Source organism: Microlunatus sp. YIM B11417, assembly GCF_059617205.1.
The window spans coordinates 60687-68687 of the sequence record NZ_JCAMPJ010000016.1; the positions used below are offsets into that span (position 1 = coordinate 60687).

An 8001-nucleotide genomic window follows, 5' to 3' on the forward strand; every position below is an offset into this window, starting at 1 on the left:
CACGCGCGGTGAGTAGCGAGGACCTGGAGCAGTACGAGAGCGAACTGGAGCTCCAGCTGTACCGCGAGTACAAGGATGTCGTCGGCATCTTCAACTACGCGGTCGAGACCGAACGCCGGTTCTATCTCTGTAACGCCGTCGACCTGAAGGTCCGGACCGAGGGCGGTGACGTCTACTACGAGGTGTCCATGGGCGACGCCTGGGTCTGGGACATGTACCGTCCCGCCCGCTTCGTCAAGAGCGCCAAGGTGCTCACCTTCCGCGACGTGTCGATCGAGGAGATCGCCCACTCCGATCTCGAGGTGCCCAAGAGCGTCAGCGGCGACTGAGTCCGGCGGACTCGGGGGACGGCAGCCAGGCCCCGTCGGGCACGGCGAGCCAGTCCTGCTCGGCGGCCAGCGCGGACGCCGCCTCGACCAGGGCCCGCAGCGCGGGATGATCGAGATCGGCGCGCCAGAACATGGACCACGGGTAGAGCGCGACCGGCTCGATCAGCGGCCGCAGCACCGTGCCGGCGACCGCCGGCTGGGACACCAGGGTCAGGACAGGGGCGTTGCGCAGTCGTACGTGCTGGGCGAGTTCGTCCCCGCCGAGCACCTGCGGATGGCCGTCCCGCGGGTCGACGCCGAACGGCGCGAGCAATTGCAGGACGGCCTGTTCCCATCCCGGCGTGACGTGGTCCCCGGCGCGGGAGCAGACCCGCGAGTCGCGCAGTTCTTCGAGTGGTACGGCGGCGAGCTCGGCCAGCCGATGATCTTCCGGGAGCAGCACGGCCAGCGGTTCGTAGCGGATCGGTTGCCGACTCAGGCCGCTCGGCAGCCGCTGCTCGCGACCGAAGCCGACGTCCAGCTCGCCCGCGCTGATCGGGGGTATTGCCGACTCGGCCCCGGTCCGGAAGCGGGCGATGAACTCCAGGTCCGGCGCCCGGCGGCGAGCCGCCTCCAGCACGACGGCCGGCGTGAGGTCGCGCGCGACCACGTCCACCACCAGCGACGGCTGGTCGGCCCGCAGCTCGCGCACCGTACGGTCGTGCAGGGCGATCAGCTCGCGGGCCCGGTCCAGCAGGTGTTGCCCGGCTGAGGTCAGCGCCACCCGACGGGTTGACCGGTCCAGCAGCCGGACGCCGAGCCGGTCCTCGAGCTTGCGGACGTCACGGCTCAGCGCCTGCTGGGCGACGAACAGTTTCTCGGCCGCGCGGCTGAAGTGGAGTTCCTCGGCCACCGCGACGAAGTAGCGCAGCAACCGTGGGTCGAGCTCGTCGGCCATGGCTCTTTGTACCACCGATTGACAACCCAAGTGCGTGAATCCGGCCGGTACAGGTGTTGGCCTCAGCGGTGGTTCCGCGGCGAGGGTTGAGCCATGGACAACGTGCCGCACCGCCCCGTGATGATCATGGTCTGTCATGGTCTGACCGGCTTGATCACCGCCGTCTGGGGTGCCGGGCTGCCGGCCACCGACGCCCGTCTCGATCTTGGTCCGGCCCGGGTGGGCACAGTGTTGTTGATCTTGGCAGCCGGGGCCCTGGTCGCGATGTCGATCATGGGCCGGTTGCTGACCCGGCTGACCAGCGCCGGTGCGCTGCGGATGACGCTGCCGGTGGCCGCGGCCGCGCTGGCCGTGGCCGGCGCGATGCCGACGGCCGAGGCGCTGATGATCGCCGCCGGCGGATTCGGCCTGGCCTGCGGCGCGCTGAACGTCACGTTGAGCACCCGGGCCGTCGAGGTCGAGCGTTCCCTGCGCCGGCCGGTGATCGCCCGCCTGCACGGCTGCTGGACCCTCGGCGCGACGGCCGGCGGGCTGCTCGTCGCCGGCGCCCTGCAGCTGGGCCTGGACGGGCGGCTGGTGATCAGCGGGGGAGCCGCCCTGCTGGCCGCGCTCTCGTTGGCCGCGACCGGTGTGCGCGTCCCGGCCGAGGAGGTCCGATCGGCGCGCGCCGCTGCCGTGCCGGCGGCGACAGCGCGCGTGGGCGGGCGGCGGGGCGGCGGCTGGCGGCTGGTCGTGCTCGGATTGCTCGGCGCGTCGGCGTTCGTCGCGGAGAGTGCGGCCACCGATTGGTCCGGGCTGCACGCGACCAGGGTGCTCGGCGCCGGGCCGGCCGCCGGCTCCGTCGCGTACGCGCTGTTCTTCGGGGCCATGACCGCCGTCCGTTTCCTGGGCGACGCCGTACGGGCTCGGCTGGGCGGGCCGCTCACCGTACGGATCGCCGGGACCGTGGCCGGCGCCGGGCTGCTGCTGGTCCTGCTGGCCGGGGTCGCGCCGCTCGGGCCGACCGGGCGGCTGGTCGCCGTCGGCCTCGGCTGGGCCCTGGCCGGCGCCGGGATGGCAGTCGTCTGGCCGGTCGTCATCAGCACCCTGGGCAGTGCCGGGGCAGACGCCGCCCGGCTCTCGGTCGTCACCATGATCAGCTACGGCGGCGGCCTGGTCGGCCCCGCCCTGATCGGCTACGTCGCTGCCGCAGCCGGCCTGACCGTCGCCCTGATCATCCCTGCCGTGCTCGCACTGCTCGTCGCGGCGTGCGCGCCGCCGATCGTCCTGCACCACCTCACCCAGAACCGGCCCGGCACCCGCCGGGTCCCGATCAACCAAGGAGAACCCGCATGACCACCACCACCTTCGCCACCGCCCAGCTCGACGTGGCCGGCGCCCGGCTGTATTACGAGGTCCGGGGGACCGGGCCGGTGATCGCCCTGGTCGGCGCGCCGATGGACGCTCGTCCGTTCGCCCCGCTGGCCGACCTGCTCGCCGTCGACCACACCGTGCTCACCCTCGATCCGCGGGGGATCAACCGCAGTCCGCTGATCGATCCGGCCGGCGGTTCCGAACCGGCCGAACGTGCCGACGACCTGGCTCGGCTGCTGACCCACCTCGACCGCGGGCCTGCCACCGTGTTCGGTTCGAGCGGCGGCGCCGTCAGCAGCCTCGCACTGGCCCAGCACCATCCCGACCTGGTGACGACGGTGATCGCCCACGAGCCACCGCTGTTGGACCTGCTGGACGACCGCGAGTCGTTGGGCCGGGCGACCGAGGCCATGGTTGCGGCCTACCGGGCCGGCGACGTCCTCGGCGCCTGGCGCAGGTTCTTCGACCAGTCCGGGCTGGCCCTGCCCGACGAGGTGATGCAGGCGATGTTCGGCGGTGACCGCGACCCGCAGGATGTCGCGGACGAACGATTCTGGTTCGAACGCGAACTGCCGGCCAGCGTGCACTGGCGACCGGACCTGTCCCGGCTGAGCGACAGCGGGGTCCGGATCGTCGTCGGCATCGGCGAGGAGTCGGCCGGTCAGCTGTGCGATCGGACCTCGTCCGCGCTGGCCGCGGAACTGGACCTCGAGCCGGCGTGGTTCCCGGGTGACCACACGGGCTTCACCGATCACGTCGCCGAGTTCGCCGACCGGCTCCGGACCCACCTCGCTGCCTGATCCGCCGGTTGTCCACAGCCCGCGGCGGACGAATTCCGCTGTCCACAGATTTTCTGGCACCCGGCGGATCCGGGCGGACGTGCGCAGACTCCCCGGCGGAGGTGCGACATGGCTGACAGATGGAAGGCGCGGGTCGGTCACCGGGGCGAGGACCTGGCGGCAGCTGCGCTGCAAGCGGAAGGGATGCAGGTGCTGCAGCGCAACTGGCGTTGCAGCACCGGCGAGATCGACATCGTGGCCAGCGAGGGCGACGGCTCCGGCCGGACGATCGTCTTCTGCGAGGTGAAGTGCCGGACCGGGCTCGGCTACGGCGACCCGCTCGAGGCGATCACGTACGAGAAACTGCGCCGGCTGCGGCAGCTGTCGGCCGAGTGGCTGGCTGCCCATGAGCTGCCGCCGACGGGGATCCGGTTGGACGCGATCGGGGTGCTGCTCCGCCCGGGTGCGGTGCCGCTGGTGAACCACGTGCGGGGGATCGGCTGATGGGCCTGGCGTGTGCCCGTTCGGTGGCGCTGGCCGGACTGGACGGGCGGATCGTCGAGGTGGAGGCCGACATCGGCAGCGGTCTGCCGCGAACCGTGCTGGTCGGGCTGCCCGACGCCGCCCTGCATGAGGCCAAGGACCGGTGCAAGGCCGCCGTCGCCAACTCCGGCCAACAATGGCCGCAATCCCTGCTCACCATCAACCTGTCGCCGGCCACGCTCCCGAAGGGCGGCAGTCACTACGACATGGCGATCGTTGCGGCGGTCCTCGCTGCGGCCGGCACGATCCCGCAGTCGGAACTGGCCGGGACGGTGTTCCTCGGCGAGCTCGGGCTGGACGCACGAGTGCGGCCGGTGCGCGGGATCCTGCCGGCCACGCTGGCGGCGGCCCAGGCCGGGTTCGGCCGGGTGATCGTGCCGGTGCGACAGGCGGCCGAGGCCGGGCTGGTGGCCGACCTCGAGGTGATCGGGATCGCGTCGCTCAGCCAGCTGATCGCGCTGGCCCGCGGGGAGAAGGTGCCGACGGCGGAGCCGGTCGAACTCCCCGATGATCATGGTCCGCCGCCGGACCGGCGGCTCGACCTGTCCGACGTCGCCGGGCAGCTCGAGGCCCGCTGGGCCCTGGAGGTCGCGGCCGCGGGGCGGCACCACCTGTTCCTGCACGGGCCGCCCGGCGTCGGCAAGACGATGCTGGCCGAGCGGCTGCCCGGGCTGCTGCCGGAGCTGACCGTCGAGGAGTCGCTCGAGGTGTCGGCGATCCACTCGCTGGCCGGCTTCGACCTGAGCGAGGGCCTGGTCCGTCGGCCGCCGTACTCCGATCCGCACCATTCGGCGTCGATCCCCAGCCTGGTCGGCGGCGGCTCCCGGATGGCCCGTCCCGGCGCGATCTCCTGTGCCCACCGCGGCGTCCTCTTTCTCGACGAGGCGCCGGAGTTCCCGCCGCGAGTGCTGGACGCCCTGCGCGGCCCGTTGGAGTCGGGCGTGATCATGATCGGCCGGAGCGAGGTGCAGGCGCGCTATCCGGCCCGGTTCCAGCTGGTGCTGGCCGCGAATCCCTGTCCCTGCGGCAATGCGGCGACCCGTGGCGCCGACTGCACCTGCCCGCCGATGGCGATCCGCCGGTATGCCGACCGGGTGTCCGGCCCGATCCGGGACCGGCTCGACATCCAGCAGGTGATGCGGCCGATGCGCAAGGCGTACCTGCGCGCCGCGCTGGCCCAGACCGAGTCGACGGAGGTCGTCGCCGGCCGGGTCGCGGAGGCGCGGGCCCGGCAGGCGAGGCGGCTCGCGGACGCGCCGTGGCGAACCAACGGCGACGTGCCCGGTCCGTATCTGCGGACCAGGTTCCCGCCGGCGGAGGGGCTGGAGCGGGTCGAGGATGCGGTGAGCCGGGGCACGCTGAGTCCCCGCGGCGTGGACAAGGTGTTGCGCCTGGCCTGGACGGTGGCCGATCTCGAGGGCCGCGACCGGCCGAGTGCCGAGGACGTCGCGGTGGCATTGGCCATGCGACGCGGCGAACCGCCCGGTACGGCCCAGCGGGCGGCGTCATGAGGACGCCGGACACCCTCGACGATCGGCGGGCCCGGATGGCGTTGTCGGCCGTGGTGGAGAGCGGGGAGGTGGAACTGAGCCGGTTGGTCGACGATCTGGGCGCGAGCGAGGTGTGGCGCCGGGCTCGCGACGGCACGCTCGGGACGCCGTTGGCCGACCGGGCCGCGCGGCTCGACCTGCGCGCGCTGCTCGCGGACGCGGCTCAACTGGGCATGCGGTTCGTGACACCGGACGACGCGGGCTGGCCGCGGCCGCTCGACGACCTGCGACGCGCCGAGCCGGTGCAGCGGCGCGGCGGCCTGCCCTTCGGGCTCTGGTTGCGCGGCCCGGCCCGGCCGGCCGACAGCGATCGCCGTGTGGTGGCCATCGTCGGGTCGCGGGCGGCCACCGCGTACGGGACCGCGGTGGCGACCGAGCTCGCCGCCGACCTGGCCGAGCGGCAGGTGACGATCCTGTCCGGCGGGGCGTACGGGATCGACGCGGCCGCGCACCGCGGCGCCCTCGCGGCCGGCGGTCGCACCGTGGCCGTGCTGGCCGGCGGGGCGGACGTCCCGTACCCGAAGGGGAACGAGGCGCTGCTGGACCGGATCGCCGCGGACCACGTGATCGTCTCCGAACTGCCGCCCGGGGCCGCCCCGACACGGATGCGGTTCCTGGCGCGGAACCGCCTGATCGCCGCGCTGGCCGACGGCGTCATCGTGGTCGAGGCGGCCCTGAGATCCGGTGCCCGGAACACCGCGAACTGGGCGGTCGGGACCGGCCGGGTGCTGATGGCGGTGCCCGGCCCGGTGCACTCGACGCTGTCGGCGGGACCCCATCTGCTGGTCCGGGAGGGCCAGGCGACGCTGGTCACCTCGGCGGCGGACGTGATGGAGCTGATCTCGCCGGTCGGTCAGCAACTGGCGCCGGTGCAGCGGGGTGAGCCGAGGGTCACCGACGGGTTCGATCCGATCCGGCTGGCCGTGTTCGAGGCGGTCCCGGCTCGCCGCTGGCGGCCCAGCGGAGAGATCGCGCTGATGGCCGGGGTGCCGCTGCGGCGGGCGCTGGCCGAACTTACGGCGCTGGAGGGGGAGGCCCTGGTGGACGGCTCGGCCGAGGGGTGGCGACTGACCGCCCGGACGGGGGAAACCTCCGCTCCCCGGGAAGGAGTCGCCTGAGGGCCGGGAGCAGAGCCGCGGCCGTGGGTGGGGCTGCCGATCCGTTCCGGCTCGGGGGCGGAACGGATCGGCCGGGGACCTCAGTTCTGCGGCAGCGCGCGGAGCCGGGGTGCGAGGTCGCGCTCGAACAGGTCGAGGAAGCGTTCCTGGTCGGCGCCGGGGGCATGGAAGACGAGGTGGTTGAAGCCCCACTCGACGTACTGGGCGATCTGGTGGACGGTCTCGTCCGGGTCTGAGCCGACGATCCAGCGCTTCGCGATGGTCTCGATCGGCAGGGCGTCGGCGGCGCGCTCCATCTCGACCGGGTCGGTGATGTCGTGCTTCTGTTCCTTGCTGAGCGACAGCGGCGACCAGAACCGGGTGTTCTCCAGCGCGGCCTCGGGGTCGGTGTCGTACGAGAGCTTGATCTCGATCATCCGGTCCAGCGTGTCGGCGTCGCGACCGGCGGCCTGGGCCCCCTCGGCCACGGCCGGCAGCAGCTGGTCGACGTACAGCTCGGGACCCTTGCCGGAGGTGCAGATGAAGCCGTCGCCGGCCCGGCCGGCGTACTTGGCCACGACGGGGCCGCCGGCGGCGATGTAGACAGGCACGCCGCCCTCGGGACGGTCGTAGATGCTCGCGTCGTGGGCCGAGTAGTAGTCGCCCTCGAACGTCACCCGCTCCTCGGTCCAGAGCGCCCGCATCAGCCGGATCGCCTCGCGCAACCGGGCGAACCGCTCCTTGAAGGCGGGCCAGTCCTGCGGGCCCGCTCCGCGGAAGCCGGTAGCGATCTCGTTCAGTGCCTCGCCGCTGCCGACGCCGAGCATGATCCGGCCCGGGTAGAGACAGCCGAGGGTGGCGAACGCCTGCGCGATCACCGCGGGGTTGTAGCGGAAGGTCGGCGTCATCACCGAGGTGCCGATCTGCACCGTCGAGGTGCGCTCGCCGACCGCGGCCATCCAGGCCAACGAGAACGGCGCATGGCCGCCGGTGTGCCGCCAGGGCTGAAAATGATCACTGACGCTGACGCTTTCCATGCCATGACGCTCGGCCGACACCGAGAACTCGACCAGGTCCCGGGGCGAGAACTGTTCGGCGGAGGCCTTGTAGCCGAGCTTCAGGGGGAGGGGCATCGAATCTCCTTCGTCGCGCTGGACCGGCGGGCCATCCGAGCGTAGCGCCGCCGCTCCCGGTCGAACCAAGAACCACCCGCCCGCATTCCCCCTTCACCGCTCCCTGAACCTGTCGAAGGGCCCTGGGTGATCCTGGCTTGCCCTTCGACAGGCTCAGGGAACGTTGTGGTGCAGGGTCAGGCCGGGGTGATCAGGCCGGCGGTCTGGGTCTTGGCGGCGGCGTAGCGGGTCTGGGCGTCGGCCCAGTTGACGACGTTCCACCAGGCCTTGACGTAGTCGG

Annotated in this window: 8 protein-coding genes; 6 read left to right on the forward strand and 2 right to left on the reverse strand. The window is 72.8% G+C overall.

The genetic code is table 11. The features are described 5' to 3' along the window. The first annotated feature begins 8 nt into the window (after positions 1–8). Positions 9–329, forward strand: a complete 321-nt coding sequence (locus tag AC6CCG_RS34240; RefSeq protein ID WP_179757675.1) for a DUF2469 domain-containing protein — start codon at positions 9–11, stop codon at positions 327–329. Here the strand turns inward: AC6CCG_RS34240 and AC6CCG_RS34245 are convergent. Next, a complete protein-coding gene (locus AC6CCG_RS34245; protein ID WP_496659344.1) occupies positions 316–1266 on the reverse strand; it encodes a LysR family transcriptional regulator in 951 nt (316 codons plus the stop codon). The genes AC6CCG_RS34240 and AC6CCG_RS34245 overlap by 14 nt on opposite strands. 93 nt (positions 1267–1359) lie before the next feature. Here AC6CCG_RS34245 and AC6CCG_RS34250 point away from each other — a divergent pair, with 93 nt between their 5' ends. The 5 genes from AC6CCG_RS34250 (at position 1360) to dprA (ending at position 6609) form a co-directional block, all read left to right on the forward strand. Further along, the gene (locus AC6CCG_RS34250) at positions 1360–2601 is read left to right on the forward strand and encodes an MFS transporter (protein WP_496659345.1); all 1242 of its coding nucleotides are present in this window, start codon (positions 1360–1362) and stop codon (positions 2599–2601) included. Further along, positions 2598–3419: an alpha/beta fold hydrolase gene (locus AC6CCG_RS34255; RefSeq protein ID WP_496659346.1), complete on the forward strand. Its 822-nt coding sequence runs from the start codon at positions 2598–2600 to the stop codon at positions 3417–3419. Before AC6CCG_RS34250 ends, AC6CCG_RS34255 begins: the two co-directional genes overlap by 4 nt. A gap of 108 nt (positions 3420–3527) precedes the next feature. Then, positions 3528–3902, forward strand: coding sequence for a YraN family protein (locus AC6CCG_RS34260; protein ID WP_496659347.1), 375 nt, complete (start codon positions 3528–3530; stop codon positions 3900–3902). Next, complete coding sequence (locus AC6CCG_RS34265; RefSeq protein ID WP_496659348.1) at positions 3902–5452, forward strand: YifB family Mg chelatase-like AAA ATPase; 1551 nt, start codon at positions 3902–3904, stop codon at positions 5450–5452. Before AC6CCG_RS34260 ends, AC6CCG_RS34265 begins: the two co-directional genes overlap by 1 nt. After that, complete coding sequence (gene dprA, locus AC6CCG_RS34270) at positions 5449–6609, forward strand: DNA-processing protein DprA (RefSeq protein WP_496659349.1); 1161 nt, start codon at positions 5449–5451, stop codon at positions 6607–6609. Before AC6CCG_RS34265 ends, dprA begins: the two co-directional genes overlap by 4 nt. 80 nt (positions 6610–6689) lie before the next feature. Here the strand turns inward: dprA and fgd are convergent, their stop codons facing one another. Next, positions 6690–7721: a glucose-6-phosphate dehydrogenase (coenzyme-F420) gene (gene fgd, locus AC6CCG_RS34275; RefSeq protein WP_496659350.1), complete on the reverse strand. Its 1032-nt coding sequence runs from the start codon at positions 7719–7721 to the stop codon at positions 6690–6692. Between the last annotated feature and the right edge of the window lie 280 nt (positions 7722–8001).